Origin of the sequence: Bacillus testis (assembly GCF_001243895.1) — a bacterium.
Lineage (GTDB): Bacteria > Bacillota > Bacilli > Bacillales > DSM-1321 > Bacillus_AD > Bacillus_AD testis.
The window spans coordinates 1,009,990-1,025,307 of record NZ_LN851186.1 but is presented as its reverse complement, the minus strand read 5'-3'; the positions used below and the strand labels follow the sequence as shown (position 1 = coordinate 1,025,307).

Below are 15,318 nucleotides of genomic sequence, written 5' to 3'. Positions count from 1 at the left end.
ATGAACATATGTACATATATATTATTCAATAAGTTGATCCACTTTTCAATCCCTCTATCTGTCCTTTTCTTTATAAACTATCTATACCCGAAAAATGTTCCTTAAAAACAACACCCTTCCTTACGTATTTTTTAGGCATAAAAAGAAAGGCTTGTTTTCCACAAGCCTTTCTCCTCCTTAGTGCTGTTCTTCGTATGGAGTTGTTGCATACTTAAGTTCTTGTTCAAGCTGCTGGGACAATTCTTTTTTCTTTTCTTCACTCCAACCGAATGCTCCAGCCATATAGTCGATCACTGCTTCTTTCCACTGATAGACCCAATGGATATTAAATAGCAATGCACCGGTTCTTCTCAAAAAGAAATCAACAGGAGTTGCCAAACTCTCTTCATCGATGGCATATTTTAGGCGGGCGTACACTTCCTTTGAAAGTTGGGATTTTTCCATATCTTCTCCGCCGGATGAAAGAATTTGAAAGATTTTTTTCACATTTGTGCCATATGAATGAACCAGTTCACTCGCTTCATCCCGACTTAACCCGAGTGCGGTTCCTTTCTGCACCTGCTGTTCAACAAACCGATCAAACTTGCGGGAACCGCCGACATCTCCGCCGGAAATTGGCAGATGCTCAGTTTGGCATTCTCCGAATAATTTATATTGTTCCTGCTCGAATTGTTTTGCCACCTTGTCTACCACCATCTCGGACATTTTTCGGTACCCTGTCAACTTACCGCCCGCAATAGTGATAAGGCCGGAATCCGATACCCATACCTCGTCTTTACGGGAGATTTCCGATGGATCCTTGCCCTCTTCCAAGATCAATGGCCGAACGCCTGCCCAGCTTGATTCAATATCCTGCTCCGTGATATGTGCATCTGGAAACATATATTGAATGGCATCTATCAGATAGGCCCGATCTTCTTTAGTTGGGTGAGGAGCGACCGGATCAGAATCGTAGAAAGTATCAGTCGTGCCAATATAAGCTTTATTCCCCCTTGGGATCGCAAATATCATGCGGCCGTCTTCTGTGTCGAAATAGATTGCTTGCTTTAAAGGAAACTTGGCTTGGTCTAATACGATGTGGACACCTTTGGTCAACTGCAAGGTCTTGCCTGCTTTAGAGCCATCTTTTTCACGCAATTTGTCCACCCACGGCCCAGTAGCGTTCACTATTTTTCTGGCATGGATTTCATACATTTCGCCTGAAAAACGATCCTTCACTCTAACCCCGGCCACTTTGCCATTTTTGTAGATGAATTCTTCCACAGAGGCATAATTGATCAAATCGGCACCAAATTCCTTTGCTTTCTTGGCTACTTCGATTGTTAGACGGGCATCATCTGTACGGTATTCAACATAATAGCCTCCGCCCTTCAGCCCATTCTTCTTCAGCAACGGCTCTTTCTTCATTGCATCTTGTTTTGAAAGCATGCTTCTCCGTTCGCTTTTCTTAACACCGGCAAGAAAATCATATACTCTTAAACCGATGGATGTCGTGAAAGGACCAAATGTCCCGCCTTCATACATCGGCAAAAGCATCCACTCAGGAGTAGTTACATGAGGTCCATTCTCATACACGACGGCGCGTTCTTTCCCGATTTCTGCCACCATTTTGACTTCAAACTGTTTTAGATAACGAAGTCCGCCATGCACAAGTTTTGTAGAACGGCTTGACGTTCCGCCTGCAAAATCCTGCATTTCACATAGGGCCACTTTCATGCCGCGGCTAACAGCATCCAATGCAATTCCTGACCCAGTTATTCCTCCTCCAATCACAAAAACATCATATTCTTCTTCACTCATCTTCTTCAATGTGGCCGACCGTTCCAAATTAGTAAATGCCATACTATTCTCCTCCAATTATGTTTATACTTCTGGTCCTTATTTAATAAATACCCAATTTTTTATATTTCACCCTTAAACGGCAGCATTCAAGTCAATCTTTTACCCATGGGTATCTTCGCTTCTTTTCGGCCGGAGGGACATTTTATATCTGCAGGAAATGGCAGGGTACAAAAAAAGAGACCACAAGGACACTTAATGATTTCCATCAAAAGTGCACAAGTGGTCTCTCCCATTTCTCCAACCGATTCATTAACTTATCTATATGCTATCATACACGATGAAAAAAGTGTATCTGTTTGCTTAACAAGTATCTGCGCACTTATTCCATTTAGTAAAACAAAGACAAGTAATGGAGATCCAAGCGGCAGCAAAACTCGGATCGGCGGGGGATTCATGATCTACCACCAATTCTTTATAATTTGAAAGACATTGCCGCCTTTACAGCCTTTTGCCATCCTTTATATGCCTTAGCGCTGTCTTCATCAGACATCTTCGGATTAAATTCCTTATCCAACTTCCATCTTTTGGAGACAGTTTTCTGTCCATCCCAAAAACCTACAGCAATACCGGCTAAATAGGCAGCACCTAGAGCGGTTGTTTCATTGATGACTGGACGTTCAACCGGCACGCCAAGGATATCGCTTTGAAAGCCCATCAAGAAATCATTCTTAACCACTCCGCCATCGACTCTAAGCTTTTTCAAAGAAATGCCTGAATCTGTTTCCATTGCGCCTAGAACATCCTTTGTTTGATACGCCAGCGATTCAAGGGTAGCCCGTATAAAATGCTCTTTGGTCGTTCCTCTCGTCAATCCGAATACCGAACCCCTCACCTCGCTATCCCAGTAAGGCGTGCCCAATCCGACAAATGCTGGTACAACATATACACCGTCTGTAGAAGAGACTTTTTCCGCATATTGTTCGCTGTCCTTGGCATCCTTCAGCATGCGCATACCGTCACGGAGCCATTGCAACGCTGAACCTGCCACAAATATGCTTCCTTCGAGGGCATACTCTACCTTGCCATTTATGCCCCAGGCAATGGTGGTCAACAATCCGTTTTCCGATTTCACTGCTTTTTCACCCGTATTCATCAGCATAAAACAGCCGGTGCCATACGTATTCTTGGCCATCCCATCCTCAAAGCAGGCTTGGCCGAACAAAGCCGCCTGCTGGTCTCCGGCCGCACCGGCAATCGGAATTTCCTCCCCGAAAAAGTGATATCCAACTGTTTTGCCATAGACTTCCGATGAAGGTTTAACCTCTGGAAGCATGGAGGCAGGAACCCCGAGGATCTCCAATAACTCTTCATCCCATTTAAGATCATAAATATTATACATTAATGTACGAGAGGCATTGGAATAATCAGTTACATGTGCCTTACCGCCGGAAAGCTTCCAAATAAGCCATGTATCGATTGTGCCGAATAACAGCTCTCCTTTTTCCGCTTGCTCCCGTGCACCGTCGACATGGTCCAAAATCCATTTTACTTTTGTCCCCGAAAAATAAGGGTCTACCAATAAGCCTGTTTTTTCACGGATTTTATCTTCATAGCCCTGCTTTTTCAGTTCATTGCAGATGTCCTGCGTTTGTCTGGATTGCCATACAATTGCGTTATGGATTGGCTTGCCGCTTTCTTTCTCCCACACAACAGTTGTTTCCCGTTGATTGGTGATTCCGATTCCGGCGATTTGCTTCGGCGAAATGTCAGTCTCGGATAAGGCACTTGCAATGACAGCCAATATGCTTCCCCAAATTTCACTGGCATTATGCTCCACCCAGCCCGGTTTAGGAAAATACTGTTTGAATTCCTTTTGAGCAATATGGACAATCTCTCCATCCTTATCGAATATAATTGCTCTTGAACTGGTGGTGCCTTGGTCTAAAGCCATAATATATTTTTCCATGTTTCCCATCCTCCTACAGAATCTTCAATCTCCAAGCAAGCTATCGGCTGCCTGGATGTCTATCAAACTATATATCCCGTTAACAGGTGCTAAGACTCACACTTCAACGCGTAGAGTGAAGATGCAGACGTGTAAGTTAAGAAGGCAATAATGAAGGTTGGTTCAACGAATGATTGGCGGGGAGTGACTGAAGATCCCCTACTCATCAAAGGTTCATTTTATCTCTTAGCAACCACTCACATTTGAACGTCATTGCGTTGCAAATGTGCAGGTTTTTTGCCGAAAACGACAGCCCCTGCCAAGATGGCAACCACTGCCCCGATCACCATCCAATAAGAAGCCTTAAATGTTGAATCGAAAACCGTTTCATAAAAGACAGCGGCAAGTCCGCCACCCATTAAAGGGCCAAGGACAGGTATCCAGGCATATTTCCAATTGGAATTCCCCTTGCCTGCAATCGGCAGGATAAAGTGGGCGATTCGAGGGCCTAAGTCACGGGCCGGATTTATGGCGTAACCCGTCGTTCCGCCAAGCGACATGCCGATTGCAACAATCAGAAGGCCGACTGCAATCGGGTTAAGGCCATCCGTAAATTCATTTGCCCCAATAAACAATAAACCCAAAATCAAAATAAATGTGCCAATTAGTTCACTCATCAAGTTAGCAAATGTATGCGGAATGGCCGGACTTGTAGAAAATACCCCCAGTTTAGTTCCCTGGTCCGGAGTCGCCTCCCAATGCGGCAAGTAATGGAGCCATACAATAGCAGCACCCAGTATAGCCCCTATCAATTGGGCGGTGATATACCCCGGCACTTCGCTCCACGGGAATTTGCCGATCAAGGCAAAAGAAAGCGTCACCGCCGGATTCAGATGGGCACCGCTTATGCTGCCAACAGCATAGACACCCAATGTTACGCCCAATCCCCAGGCCAGAGTAGTTACGATCCAGCCTCCATTATGGGAAAATGTTTTACTCAAACTCATCCCGGCCCCTACGCCACAGCCAATTACAATCAAAATCATCGTCCCTACAACTTCTCCCCAAAATGCTGTCATTGTTAAACCCCTTCTCCCATATTTGTTGTAAGATTTAAACAACTGTATAAACTTTTTCCCTTTTCAAAGCAGAAAGAAACGCTCTGATCAAAAAATGTAAGCGTAAACATTTAATTGAAAAATAATAGTGCCTAACCTACTATATGAAGCAAGATAGGCACTTAATCTTCAAAGAATAAAAAAAGATGCACATCAATAAACCATGGGGTCTACCGTGTGCATCTCCTAGTCTCCGTTGCGTATATTAACTTAATTATCAGTATATAAAAATGAAAAAAAGTTGTCAATTATTCTGTTCACAAAAAGTTCAATGTTAAATCCGATCAGTGTTTTTTCAAAATAAAATATTTTTGATTGCCTTTAATGGCATGATGAAGTGGATGAACAATTATTTGCTATTATCCGCAAAAAGGAATAATGAATTGTCATCAATCTCCCTCAACCAAGGCTATTCTCATACTGTTTCCACAAATCAGTGTTCGAGGTCGTTATTGCGGAAGCACCCGCTTTCAAAGCGCGTTCCACCTCTCCGGGACTGCGGATAAATCCTCCTGCAAAGATGGGTATATTGGTCCTTTCTTTGATTTCGGCAATGATCCAGGGCATTGCCCCGGGCAGCACTTCAATGAAATCTGGCTGGCTCTTCATAGCGATTTCCAGGTTTTTGGATAGAGCCTGCGAGTCAATCAAAAATACGCGCTGCACCGAAATGATTCCTTTCTGCTTTGCTTTCTTAATGACATTGGCTTTTGTGGAAATGAGCCCTTTTGGCTTAAATTCTTGGATCAAGTATTCAGTGGCGTAATCATCATTCCGCAGGCCATGAATCAAATCCATATGATAAAACATATTTTTGCCTCGGGATAACGCCATATTTTGAATATGTTTCAACTGGGCAACATGCGTTTCCAGAAAGACGCCGTCCATATAAGAAGAGTCGAGGAATTTTTCAAATTCCTTCATATTTCTTGATGCTGGGATTATTTTCTGCATCCCTCCAACCTCCCTTATTTGCTAATCACTCAAAATGGCTATACAATGAAGCTGAAATAATGTAACAGCTTTGTATGCAATAACTGGCTGTCTTGCATAAATGCACACCTTCCGGAAAAAATGTAACTATTGTGAAGTGATGGTGTATACACTATAATAAATGCTTATAAGACAACTTACATCTATATATATACCCATTGAAAGGGGGGATACAGCATGCTTGAATTTCTCGAGTTAAATGATGTGTCAGCTTATATCATGTTTGCCGGAATGCTTGTTGAAGCCACTGCGCTGATTGGTTTGTTCTATTTTTTGAAAGTGTATGTCAATAATCGCTCGCATTTTCAGCCAAAGCTCTCTTTTTCAAAAGAGGAAGGCCATTTCCATTCCCAGCGGCAGCCTAATGAAACGAATTCGATTGGTCTCTGGATCGCACGTTGCGCAGGCCGAAAGGATTCGCCGGATGATGGTCCGGCACATCACCTTCTTGAATGTACGCCAATATTTAAAATTCAAGGAGGATCACAATGGAAAAGAAATCTAGACGTTCTGTATCTCTCACTTTCGCGGGAACTTTTGCTGTAATCGCAATATTAATAGGAAGCATGCTAATTGGCGGAGACCATACATTTGCTGCCGGTACTAGCGGAGCTGACGCCTCCCCTGGCTTCTTCCAGCATTATTTTGTACAGCCTCTTACTTTTGTTCTCGATACGGTGGCCAATTGGTTTTCAGGCAATTATGGGATGTCCATTATCATTGTCACATTGCTATTGCGCCTAATCATTATGCCTTTGATGCTTCGTTCATCCAAAACACAAATGGTGATGAAAGACAAAATGGCGCTTATCCAGCCTGAAATGAAAATAATCCAGGAAAAGATGAAAACAGCCACAAGCCAGGAACAAAAAATGAAGCTGCAACAGGAATTGATGATGCTTTATAAAAAGCATGATGTGAATCCTATGGCTTCTCTTGGCGGCTGCTTGCCTCTCTTGATCCAAATGCCAATCTTAATGGGATTTTATTGGGCAATCAAAAATTCACCAGAAATCGCCGGCCATAGCTTCTTATGGTTTAACCTTGGATCAACAGACATTCTGCTTGCCTTGCTTGCAGGAGCCGTTTATTTTGTACAATTTAAAATGTCGCTCATCGGCATGGCCGAAGAACAAAAGAAACAGATGGCCATCATGGGGTATATCTCGCCTATTATGATGATGTTCGTTTCGTTCAACGCTCCGGCCGCGCTGCCGCTTTACTGGGTAGTCGGCGGAATCTTCCTGATGTTCCAAACGTATTTAAGCCGCAAGTTATATTCTTCGAAAACAGTTCCTGTTAAAGAAGTAAAAACAACTTGATTAATAAAAAAGGAGCTCCATGCATTGGCATGGAGCTCTTTTTTAGCGTCTGACAATTCATGGGCAGCAGCCCTGTTGTTACCGTTCCAATCCGGCTTCGTCAAGCAACTTTTTGACCAGCTCCTCAGCTGGAAGCGGACGGATGCCTTTAAACCCTGTGCCTGCCCATAATGACATGTATCCAGCGTCTCCTCTATCGGCAGCCGCTTTCCTAATTGGCTGTGTTAATTGGTGGACATATGGATACAGTGCTGGTGCGCAATCGTCATATGCTGCGATAAAATCATTTTTCAACCCTCTTGCCGGACGGCCCGTAAATGATCTTGTCACAATCGTTTCCGTGAACGCTGGATTCCGGAGAGCTTCTTTATATATAGGATGGGCCCCACTTTCTGGACAGCAAAGAAAAGCCGTGCCCATCTGGACAGCATCCGCGCCGGCATCTAGCATTTCCCGTATGCCGGTTCCGTCCATAATCCCGCCGGCTGCAATAAGCGGGGCAGACGTGATGCGGCGAACACTTGACAAAATCTCTAAAAGACTTGCCTCATCCTCTTTAGGACTGCCATTATTCTGAAAAACAGAACGATGCCCTCCGGCTTCAGGGCCTTGAACACAAAGAGCATTTGCCTGATTTTTGAGGGCTTGTTCCGCTTCTACCTCATTCGTTACCGTAACAATCACCGAAGTCCCCTTCTTTTGCAGCCACTGTATATCGGTTCTATCCGGGCAGCCAAATGTAAATGAGACAAACGGAATTTTTTCTTCTGCTACGATTTTCTTTTTTTCCTCCCAATCATCATCATCCATCCGGACCTCTCCAAGGGAGCAGCCTAATGCCTTTGCTGCCCTTTCTAATTTCAATTTATATGCTTCCAATCCCGCCAAGGACGCAGGATCACTGGAAGGCACAAAAAGATTGACGCCAAACGGCGCTTTTGTCATTTTCCGGATTTCCCTTATCTCTTTTTTGATCTCTTCCGCCTTTTTATAGCCACCTGCCAAAAAACCGATTCCACCGGCGTTGCATACAGTTGCCGCTAACAATGGATTGGCCGCCCCTCCCGCCATGGGTGCCTGAATGATTGTACTTCCTTGGAATGCCATACCCTTCCCCTTCTCTCTTTTCTATAAGGATTTTAAATGTTAGATGATCGCTAATTGGAACACATCATTCACTTTTGATTTTCATTCAAAAAGAGAAATGATCGTTTCTTTTATATCATACTATTCGATCCTTGCATGGCTAATCCTGCATACTTTTTCCTCTTGATCCAGAGCCGCCATCATTGTTTATTCAACAATTTAGTGTAAAAATGCCGAAATCAGGGTATATGGTAACATCATAAAAATAGTCAAAACCAACAAGGAGTTGATTGCATGTTAAGAACCATCGGATTTCCAATCGGCAGGAAAGAACACGAAAAAAGACGAGCTTTAACGATTGAAGCGATCAAGGCATGCCCCTATAAGGAACAACTTGTGTTCGAAAAGGATTATGGAACAGTGCTCGGCATCTCCAATAAAGAACTAGCGAACACGGGTGTACATATTGCAAACCGGGAAGAAGTATTGCGCCAGGATATCATTTGCGACCCTAAGGCAGGTGACGCAGAATATATCGAATCATTGACATCCGGGCAGATTTTGTTTGGATGGATTCATGCTGTCCAAAATAGAGAGCTTACAGAGCAGCTTGTCAAAAACGGCATTACGGCCATTGCATGGGAGGATATGAATGAAAGAGGCAGACACCTTTTTTGGCGGAATAATGAAATCGCCGGCGAAGCAGCTGTCCTTCATGCTCTTGAACAACTGGGCATCCTGCCTTACGAGGTTAAAGCAGCTATATTAGGGCGCGGCAACACAGCCAGAGGCGCTTATAAAATATTGACGAAGCTAGGGGCGGATGTGACCGTCTACGATCGCCGCACAGAAGAATTATTCCGCCAAGAAATCGATCAATACGATGTATTGGTCAATGCGATCCTATGGGATATCAATCGCAATGACCATATCATCTATAAAGAAGACCTGCAGAGAATGAAGAAAGGTTCCTTGATTATCGATGTCAGCTGCGATGAAGGCAAAGGGGTAGAAACAAGTAAACCTACCACCATCGAACAGCCAATCTATTCTATTAATGGCATCTACCATTATGTCGTTGACCATACACCAAGCATTTACCATGCATCAGCATCAAAATCGATCAGTGAAGTGGTATCCAAGTATTTGCCTATACTGCTAACTAAAAAGGAACAAGAAAACGCTGTCCTCCAAGAAGCGACAATCATAAAAGACCAGACTATTTTAGATAAAAAGATATTAGATTACCAACGCAAACCTTCCCTTCTCGCTTAACCAGCAGATATTCCACACTTAATGGCCGCTTGGATTTGCGGCCATTATTTTCAGACTATGCACGGAGAGAGATGATTTTCTGATAAAAATCCATTTACAATAGGATATAAGATAAAATGGATAAACAAACCGAGGTAATCAACATGGCATACAAAGGTTTCAATGCTTTCCTGCGAACTTCTGCTAAATGAATATTCAATCCTAGTCCCACCATTGCAGCTGTCAGGCACCAAGTGGTGAATGTTCCGATGCCAGTCAACACAGCAGCCGACACAGGTATATAAATCCCCAATACAAAACTTCCGATCACACTCATGATGACAAATCCAATCAAAAAATAAGGAAAATGAAGCTTCTGTTTTTTTCCTTGCGCAGCATCTTTCCGGCTAAATATCCATACGAAAATGAAGCATAGAGGAACAAGGAAGAATACTCGTCCTAGCTTAGCCAGCAACGCCATGGCGAGCGGTCCTTCCCCTGCTGGATCCGCCGCAAGGGCGACATGGCCAAGTTCATGCAAGCTAAAACCGCTCCATATTGCATATTCATAAGGATCCAATGGCAGCAACGGCCTGGCCAACGTATATATTATGGCAAATAATGTGCCGACTAACGCAATGATCCCTACCGATATAGCCGTCTCGTCATCATCAGATTGGATAATCGGTGCAATGGCGACTATTGCGGCCGCTCCGCATATCCCCGTACCTACTCCGAGCAGCATAGAAATTTTATCGTTCCCCTTAAAATATTTGGAAAGCCACAGCATCAGTAAAATGGAAAAAGCAATAAACAGCATATCCTTCCATAGTAAAACAGGCCCTTCTGAAATCAAGACGGCTATATTCAATTTTAATCCATATAGGATGATGGCAAGCCTTAACAAAATTTTAGATGAGAAAGCAATTCCTTTCTTCAGCCTGACAGGATATCCCCATACCTGCCTGTAAATCACAGCAAGGATAATGGCACATCCCATCTGGCCAATCATAGAGACACCAGGGATCTGCGCTAAAAGATATCCTATTAAAGCAATCCCAAAAGTAAAAGCTACGCCAAAAATCATTGGCTTTTCATCCAGTTGTCGTTTTTCATCATGCATTTTCTTCGCTGCAGACATAATCGCCACTCCTTCAATAACCGTTCTTTTTACCTATGTTCAGATTATCCCTTTTATAAGAAAATTATGCTTTATAGATACAGTCAGAGAGATTATTAAGGTTATATGTGAATATTTATTTAAAGTCATTTATTTTTATTCATTTTTCAAGTCTTATTAGTTCACTGTTTCCAGAGTGTGTGGGTATAATGTTTCTATGCTTTTTATTTCTAATGAAATAATGATGAAAATAGTAATAAACAGTAAATTGTAATAAAAGAAAACATTTACAATTAATGGTTTATTTTATATAACTATAATTAGGCTATTCCAAAGTAAAACGTTTTCATCATGTTCATCAGTTGTTTTTTGATAGTCGATGCCACTTGTAATGGTACAGAACCCTCACTCTGACCCCAAACAACGTGCAAAGATTTACGTTTTATTCTCTTAAAGGAGCGATTGTATGAATAAAGATCACGAGGAACCACAACAATTACAGAGAACAATGAAATCGCGGCATCTCTTTATGATTTCGTTAGGAGGGGTTATTGGGACAGGGTTCTTTCTCAGTACGGGTTTGACGGTAAACCAAGCAGGGCCAACAGGAGCAGTCCTTTCTTTTTTAGTGGGCGGTTTCATTATGTATTTAACCATGCTTTGCTTAGGTGAACTATCAGTTGCGATGCCTGTTTCCGGGTCATTCCAAACCTATACATCCAAATTTATTGGACCGGCTACGGGTTTTGCGATTGGATGGCTGTACTGGCTTGGATGGGCAGCCACTGTTGCACTTGAATTTCTATCTGCAGCGACACTTATGCTGCGATGGTTCCCCCATTCACCTGTCTGGATGTGGTGCGCCATATTCGCCGGGCTTCTCTTCGTACTGAATGCCTTGTCTGCAAAAGCATTCGGCGAAGCGGAATTTTGGTTTTCCAGCATTAAAGTCTCCGCTATCATTTTGTTTATTATATTAGGGGGAGCTGCAATGTTTGGGCTCATCGATATGAAAGATGGCCAAGCAGCGCCGATGCTCACTAATTTTTATAAAGATGGTTTTTTCCCTAACGGCCTTCCTATATTGATCACAACAATGATTGCAGTCAATTTCTCCTTTCAAGGAACTGAGCTGATCGGAATTGCGGCCGGGGAAAGCGAAAATCCGGAAGTAACCATCCCACGTTCGATACGACAGACTGTTTGGCGGACATTGTTCTTTTTTGTACTTGCGATTTTTGTGCTTGCCGGGATGATTCCTTGGGAAAAAGCCGGATTACTGGAAAGTCCGTTTGTTACCGTATTTGACAATATCGGTATTCCTTATGCTGCCGACTTGATGAATTTCGTCATTCTGACAGCACTTCTATCAGTTGCAAACTCTGGTTTATACGCAGCTTCACGTATGTTGTATTCATTGTCTACAGAAGGAAAGGCAAGCCCAGCTTTTGCCAGAGTCAACAAAAGGGGAGTTCCTATGAATTCCTTAGTACTGACATTGGGAGTCGCTTGTCTTTGCTTATTATCGCGTGTTTTTGCAGCGGAGACTGTTTATGTTTGGCTACTGGCCTTAGCTGGTCTGGGAGCACAAGTTGGCTGGATTGCCACAACTGCATCCCAGCTTGCTTTCCGCCATAAATTCATTAAAGCCGGCGGCAATGTGAAGGATTTGAAATTTAAGACTCCTTGGTATCCTTTCCTTCCGCTTCTCGGGCTTATCCTAAATTCGATTGTCATGATTTCACTTGCTTTTGACCCTGACCAGCGAATAGGATTGTATTGCGGCATTCCATTTATGGCAGCCTGCTATATCATTTATCATCTGCGCATTAAGAAAAAGCAGCATCTGAACCGCGACCACGCCTTTACGGTTGAATTGAAAGCGGGCCAGACGATAGATCTCTAAGATTCGAAAATTCTAAAAACGCCTCCGGCAATTATACCGGGAGGCGTTTTTAGCGTGTAGTCAAAGTAGAGGAATATTCATTACGCTGTTTCTTTTTCCTCTCGCCGTGAACTTCGCAAGGGTAAAGTTACCTGTTACATAAAAGGATATACGCTAAAAAAAGACCGCATACTAACAAAGATGATTAGTAAGATAACTGGAGGAATGATCATGCAACAGCAACCGTTTAATTCATTTCAAAAAGTGAACAACGTCCAGATGCCCCAAGCGCCTATCCAAACTGTGCCGCCTGCAGCGAACCATGGAGGCCATGAACTGTTTGACATGCATGAAGTACTGTCAGGAATGATCGGTGTTCTGGATCAGTTCATGATATTCCGGACTTTTTTAAAAGACCCGGTATTGGTCGACATTTTGGACCGCCAATATTATTTTATTCTTGACCATTATAATATTGCTTGTGAAACATTCAGTACAGGAACAAAACCATCCCATAAAGCGGAGCCGTATATGATGAAAGAAACGGCAAATGTTACGTATGGGATGAAGCCATCCCAACCGAAGAAGCCAAATCAATCCATTGCCGAGGTGAAGGATCAAGGAATATCCGGACATATGCTCGGCTTGGTCAAATCGTTGGCTTCGCTACTTGCAACAGCCACGCCTGAAGTCACGAATCCGGTATTGCGCCGCGTATTGGCCGACAGCATTCCGGATTATATTGAAATGGCTTATGAAATCTTCCTGTATCAAAATAAGCACCAATATTACCAGGTGCCTCAGCTTCCGAACCAAGAGATGCAAACGATGACACATGGATATGCGACTATGCAAAACCAACCGCAATTCCCGCCTTCCGGACAGCCGCCGATGCAGTAAGCACACAACAAAAACGCCTTCCAATTGGAAAGGCGTTTTTGTCACGTTATTAGAAAGTGCCTAAACAATTATTTTAGGTTGCTCTTTACAGCTTCCACAATCGCTTCTGGGGTCAAGCCATACTTCTCGATCAATTCAAGCGGCTTCCCGCTTTCACCGAACGTATCTTGGATTCCGACCATTACCACTTTTGTTGGTTGATGTTGGCTAAGCACTTCACTTACTGCAGAACCCAATCCGCCGATGACATTATGTTCTTCACATGTCACGATAAAGTCGCTTTCTTTCGCTAATGAAATGATTAGGTCTTTATCGATTGGCTTGATTGTCGGCATGTTGACAACAGTCACATTAATGCCAGACTCTTTAAGGATTGCGCTGGCTTTTAAGGCTTGCTGCACCATGAAGCCAGTGGCAATCACAGTTACTTTGCTACCTTTTTCAAGGACAATTCCTTTACCAATTTTGAATTCGTAATTGCTTGCGTCATTTACCTGCTCCACTGCCAATCGGCCAAGACGCACATAGCATGGGCCTTCATATTCCGCAACAGCTTTGATCACCGCTTCTGTTTCTACAGCATCGCACGGAGAAAAGACAGTCATATTCGGAATACTGCGCATAAGCGCCAAGTCTTCCACTGATTGATGCGATGCCCCGTCTTCACCCACAGTGAGTCCGGCATGCGTCGCACATACTTTCACATTCATTTTTGGATAACAAATGGAGTTTCTAATTTGCTCAAAAGCTCTTCCTGCAGCGAAAACCGCAAACGTGCTGGCGAAAACCGTATTTCCATTGGCAGCCATCCCAGCCGCTACCGACATCATATTCCCTTCGGCAATTCCCATATTCACATGGCGTTCCGGACAGACTTTTTGCGCATCGCACGTTTTGGTGGATTTTGATAGATCGGCATCAAGCACGATGACATTCTTATTCTCTTGGACTAAGTTTGCCAACGCAGTCCCGTATGCTTCTCTTGTTGCAATCTTGCTCATTATTCATTACCTCCAAGTTCATTGATAGCCTGTTCGCATTGTTCAGCAGTCGGTGCAACGCCATGCCAGCCTGCTTGGTTTTCCATGAAAGAAACACCCTTGCCCTTAACAGTCTTAGCAATAATAACAGTAGGTTGCCCTTTTGTCTCACGCGCTTTTTGGTAAGCATCCAATAGTTCAGCATAATTATGGCCGTCGACAGCCAATACATTCCAACCGAATGCTTCGAACTTCTTATCAATCGGATTTGGATTCATTACTTTTGTGATATCTCCATCGATTTGTAGACCGTTAAAATCGACAATCGCAAGTAAGTTATCCAACTTGTAGTGGGCAGCTGCCATTGCTGCTTCCCATACTTGCCCTTCCTCCAATTCTCCATCTCCTAACAGTGTATAGACACGGTCAGTCAAACCATGGATCTTATTGGAAATGGCCATTCCGACTGCTGTAGAAATCCCCTGTCCCAATGAACCTGTTGACATGTCCACCGCCGGGATATAATTCATGTTCGGATGGCCTTGAAGCTTGGAATTCACTTGCCGGAAAGTAGATAAATCTTCAGTGGATATGAAACCTTTTTCATGTAGTACGGAGTAGAGTAAAGGAGAAGCGTGCCCCTTGGAAAGTACGAATTTATCACGTAGATTGTCATTCACATTCTCTTCTGTCACATTCATCTCTGTGAAGTATAAAGATGTCAGAATTTCAACTGCTGATAGAGATCCACCCGGATGGCCGGAACCAGCCTTTGTAACCATTGTGATAATATTTTTTCTGATGTTTGTTGCTTTTGTTTCTAATGCTTTGAAGTTATCCAACAAAAATCCTCCTAATTATAAAGTGAAACTTCCATCAATCGAATGCACTGCCGTTAGCCAATCAGTCTATTTCAGCAGAAATGTACTTATC

The 15,318-nt window shown here is 43.3% G+C and carries 13 protein-coding genes; 5 read left to right on the top strand and 8 right to left on the bottom strand.

Annotated elements, in window-relative coordinates:
• Positions 1-177: 177 nt before the first annotated feature.
• The 4 genes from BN1765_RS05700 to BN1765_RS05685 form a co-directional block, all read right to left on the bottom strand.
• Positions 178-1,842, bottom strand: coding sequence for a glycerol-3-phosphate dehydrogenase/oxidase (locus tag BN1765_RS05700; RefSeq protein ID WP_050614201.1), 1,665 nt, complete (start codon positions 1,840-1,842; stop codon positions 178-180).
• A 412-nt stretch (positions 1,843-2,254) separates the two neighbouring features.
• Positions 2,255-3,748 carry a glycerol kinase GlpK gene (gene glpK, locus BN1765_RS05695; RefSeq protein ID WP_050614200.1) on the bottom strand — a complete coding sequence of 498 codons (1,494 nt, stop codon included), beginning with the start codon at positions 3,746-3,748 and terminating at the stop codon, positions 2,255-2,257.
• Between the two features lie 236 nt (positions 3,749-3,984).
• The gene (locus BN1765_RS05690; RefSeq protein WP_050614199.1) at positions 3,985-4,806 is read right to left on the bottom strand and encodes an MIP/aquaporin family protein; all 822 of its coding nucleotides are present in this window, start codon (positions 4,804-4,806) and stop codon (positions 3,985-3,987) included.
• Between the two features lie 438 nt (positions 4,807-5,244).
• Positions 5,245-5,799 (bottom strand): glycerol-3-phosphate responsive antiterminator, encoded by a 555-nt coding sequence (locus BN1765_RS05685; RefSeq protein WP_050614198.1) that lies wholly within the window; start codon positions 5,797-5,799, stop codon positions 5,245-5,247.
• 216 nt (positions 5,800-6,015) lie between these two features.
• Between BN1765_RS05685 and BN1765_RS05680 the strand changes: the two genes are divergently transcribed.
• Entirely contained in the window at positions 6,016-6,384 is a 369-nt protein-coding gene (locus tag BN1765_RS05680) for a hypothetical protein (RefSeq protein ID WP_050614197.1), read from the top strand.
• The gene (gene yidC, locus BN1765_RS05675) at positions 6,327-7,160 is read left to right on the top strand and encodes a membrane protein insertase YidC (RefSeq protein ID WP_082195417.1); all 834 of its coding nucleotides are present in this window, start codon (positions 6,327-6,329) and stop codon (positions 7,158-7,160) included. Before BN1765_RS05680 ends, yidC begins: the two co-directional genes overlap by 58 nt.
• A gap of 78 nt (positions 7,161-7,238) precedes the next feature.
• Here yidC and BN1765_RS05670 read toward each other — a convergent pair whose 3' ends face one another.
• Entirely contained in the window at positions 7,239-8,267 is a 1,029-nt protein-coding gene (locus tag BN1765_RS05670; protein WP_050614195.1) for an NAD(P)H-dependent flavin oxidoreductase, read from the bottom strand.
• A gap of 273 nt (positions 8,268-8,540) precedes the next feature.
• Here BN1765_RS05670 and BN1765_RS05665 point away from each other — a divergent pair, with 273 nt between their 5' ends.
• A complete protein-coding gene (locus BN1765_RS05665) occupies positions 8,541-9,521 on the top strand; it encodes a N(5)-(carboxyethyl)ornithine synthase (RefSeq protein ID WP_050614194.1) in 981 nt (326 codons plus the stop codon).
• 94 nt (positions 9,522-9,615) lie between these two features.
• Here BN1765_RS05665 and BN1765_RS05660 read toward each other — a convergent pair whose 3' ends face one another.
• A complete protein-coding gene (locus BN1765_RS05660; RefSeq protein WP_050614193.1) occupies positions 9,616-10,641 on the bottom strand; it encodes a YeiH family protein in 1,026 nt (341 codons plus the stop codon).
• A gap of 445 nt (positions 10,642-11,086) precedes the next feature.
• On the opposite strand from BN1765_RS05660, the gene BN1765_RS05655 reads away from it, so the two are divergent.
• The gene (locus BN1765_RS05655; RefSeq protein WP_050614192.1) at positions 11,087-12,526 is read left to right on the top strand and encodes an amino acid permease; all 1,440 of its coding nucleotides are present in this window, start codon (positions 11,087-11,089) and stop codon (positions 12,524-12,526) included.
• A 258-nt stretch (positions 12,527-12,784) separates the two neighbouring features.
• Entirely contained in the window at positions 12,785-13,405 is a 621-nt protein-coding gene (locus BN1765_RS05650; protein WP_050616681.1) for a spore coat protein, read from the top strand.
• A 68-nt stretch (positions 13,406-13,473) separates the two neighbouring features.
• Here the strand turns inward: BN1765_RS05650 and BN1765_RS05645 are convergent, their stop codons facing one another.
• Positions 13,474-14,406: a transketolase family protein gene (locus BN1765_RS05645; protein WP_050614191.1), complete on the bottom strand. Its 933-nt coding sequence runs from the start codon at positions 14,404-14,406 to the stop codon at positions 13,474-13,476.
• Positions 14,406-15,227, bottom strand: a complete 822-nt coding sequence (locus BN1765_RS05640) for a transketolase (RefSeq protein ID WP_147554153.1) — start codon at positions 15,225-15,227, stop codon at positions 14,406-14,408. The genes BN1765_RS05645 and BN1765_RS05640 overlap by 1 nt, the downstream gene beginning before the upstream one ends.
• Between the last annotated feature and the right edge of the window lie 91 nt (positions 15,228-15,318).

Bases quoted from the DNA above. Each gene is read 5' to 3' on its own strand.
- BN1765_RS05685 (WP_050614198.1), bottom strand. From the start codon at position 5,799: ATGCAGAAAATAATCCCAGCATCAAGAAATATGAAGGAATTTGAAAAA.
- glpK (WP_050614200.1), bottom strand. From the start codon at position 3,748: ATGGAAAAATATATTATGGCTTTAGACCAAGGCACCACCAGTTCAAGA.
- BN1765_RS05670 (WP_050614195.1), bottom strand. From the start codon at position 8,267: ATGGCATTCCAAGGAAGTACAATCATTCAGGCACCCATGGCGGGAGGG.
- BN1765_RS05700 (WP_050614201.1), bottom strand. From the start codon at position 1,842: ATGGCATTTACTAATTTGGAACGGTCGGCCACATTGAAGAAGATGAGT.
- yidC (WP_082195417.1), top strand. From the start codon at position 6,327: ATGGAAAAGAAATCTAGACGTTCTGTATCTCTCACTTTCGCGGGAACT.
- BN1765_RS05650 (WP_050616681.1), top strand. From the start codon at position 12,785: ATGCCCCAAGCGCCTATCCAAACTGTGCCGCCTGCAGCGAACCATGGA.
- BN1765_RS05690 (WP_050614199.1), bottom strand. From the start codon at position 4,806: ATGACAGCATTTTGGGGAGAAGTTGTAGGGACGATGATTTTGATTGTA.
- BN1765_RS05665 (WP_050614194.1), top strand. From the start codon at position 8,541: ATGTTAAGAACCATCGGATTTCCAATCGGCAGGAAAGAACACGAAAAA.
- BN1765_RS05645 (WP_050614191.1), bottom strand. From the start codon at position 14,406: ATGAGCAAGATTGCAACAAGAGAAGCATACGGGACTGCGTTGGCAAAC.
- BN1765_RS05655 (WP_050614192.1), top strand. From the start codon at position 11,087: ATGAATAAAGATCACGAGGAACCACAACAATTACAGAGAACAATGAAA.
- BN1765_RS05660 (WP_050614193.1), bottom strand. From the start codon at position 10,641: ATGTCTGCAGCGAAGAAAATGCATGATGAAAAACGACAACTGGATGAA.
- BN1765_RS05680 (WP_050614197.1), top strand. From the start codon at position 6,016: ATGCTTGAATTTCTCGAGTTAAATGATGTGTCAGCTTATATCATGTTT.